Source organism: Micromonospora sp. RTBAU3-60, assembly GCF_054963695.1.
This window is the reverse complement of sequence record NZ_JBUEGB010000165.1, coordinates 1-1,678: the sequence shown is the minus strand read 5'-3', so window position 1 is coordinate 1,678 and position 1,678 is coordinate 1. Positions and strand designations below refer to the sequence as shown.

The following is a 1,678-nucleotide window of genomic DNA, read 5'->3' as shown; positions in this document are numbered from 1 at the left end:
CGTCGTCCATCTGCGGCGGAGCCTCATCGACCAGTTCATCGTCTTTGCGGGGGAGATCGAACCGTCCGCCTCCTGAGTCATCCTTGCTGTCGCTGTCCTTCTCCTGAACTTGCCCCCTGCGGCGCTCGGGGGCTGCGGTTCGCGGTTGGTCAGGCTGACCAACTTGATTAGGAATCGTCGGTGATCATAGGTTAGCCGTGTGCGTGGCGTTTCGCTTTTGGGTTGGTTCGGGGGAGATTCCGGTGATGTGGGCCGGTCGTGATCGCGGGTTCTCCTGGATCGATGGCGGGGCGATGAGTCGGTGACCGGGAAGCTGCCGCTGGCTGAGGGTGAGGTCTCCCGTACCGCTTGCGCCCGGGCCCTGCTCCGATCGGGGGTGGACGAGGAGAGCGGTGAGGTTCTGTCGCAGGCGGTGCTTGCGCAGCGGGTCGGCTGGTGTGCCGATCTGGTGGCGGGCATGGTGTCCGGCCTGTTGGCGGAGCGGTGGAACTGCGCGGATGTGGAGGTGTTGGCCTCCGGACACGACGCGGGTGGCCGGAAACTTCCGTCGAACGCGTGGATGGCGCTGCGTCGTCTGGGTTGGACGGTCGCCGCGCCGGTGGGTGTGAGGGTCAATGACCGGGTCGTGCGGATGGCGCAGGAGCAGGCGGGGCGGGTTCTGCGTTCGGCGTGGTGGCGTGCGGGCCTGACCGGCGGGGTGTTGGCGACGTGGCCGGACGATCCGCGTCAGCGCACCGCGCAGGAGTGGGAGCAGGTACGTAAGGCGGTTCCGGGCGGGGAGCATCTGCCGTCGAGCGTCATCAAGTCCCGCACCCGGCAGGCTGCCAGGTTCCTTGCCGCCAATGGCCGACTGCCGGCGGACGTGTTCGAACTGGAAGGCGTCCCACGGGTCGCGCGGATGCTGCTGTTGGCCGCGTGTGACCGGCAGCAGGCCACCATCGAACGCAGCGACACCGACCCTCGGAGGGTGTTGCTGCGGTTGCAGTTGCCCACCCGCCCCGATCCGCGGGCGTATCGGGATTGGACGTGGGTGGCCTGTCCGATCATCCTGCCGCCCACGATGCCCGCCTCGGCGATGCTGCACCTGCCCACGCTGCGCGTCGCCGGCCGGCAGGTACGCGCCGATGTCGCGTACACGCACGCTGTGCCGAAGGCCCGGCGCACCGGTCACACGGTCGCGGTCGGGGTGGACTGGGGTCTCAACACCCTCCTCAGCGCGGGGGCCCTGCGGCTCCACGAGGATGGGCGGATCACCGCGTTGGGGGCGGGTGGCCAGTTCCGGGCCGCCGGCATCCTCGCCAAACAGCACCGGCTGCGCCGCCTGTCAGAGCGGCTGCATGCCAAAGCCGACCACTACCAGCGCCTCGCCGGCCGTGACGAGCGGCATCACCTCGTCGGCAAGCACGAGGTGCTGCGCGACGAGATCCGCCACGTCTCCGCACGCCGCCAGAATCTGAACGCCGCGCTCGCGTGGGCTGCCGCCAGATGGGCCGTGGACCAGGCGATCGCCGCCCGGGCGACCGTCATCTACGTCGAAGATCTGCGGTCGTTGGAAGCACGGGGCATGGGCGCCACCCTCAACACCCGGCTGTCCCAGCAGGTGCGCGGGCAGATCGTCGACCGGATGCGGCACCTCGCCGCCGAGCACGGTATCGCCGTGGTCACCGTCCCCGCCCGG

At 69.7% G+C, this 1,678-nt stretch carries 1 protein-coding gene; it reads left to right on the top strand.

What is annotated here, in order from left to right; all coding sequences use genetic code 11:
- Positions 1–301: 301 nt before the first annotated feature.
- The coding region (locus ACY34I_RS40315; protein ID WP_462760811.1) for a nuclease/transposase family protein at positions 302–1,678 on the top strand (1,377 nt) is incomplete at its 3' end.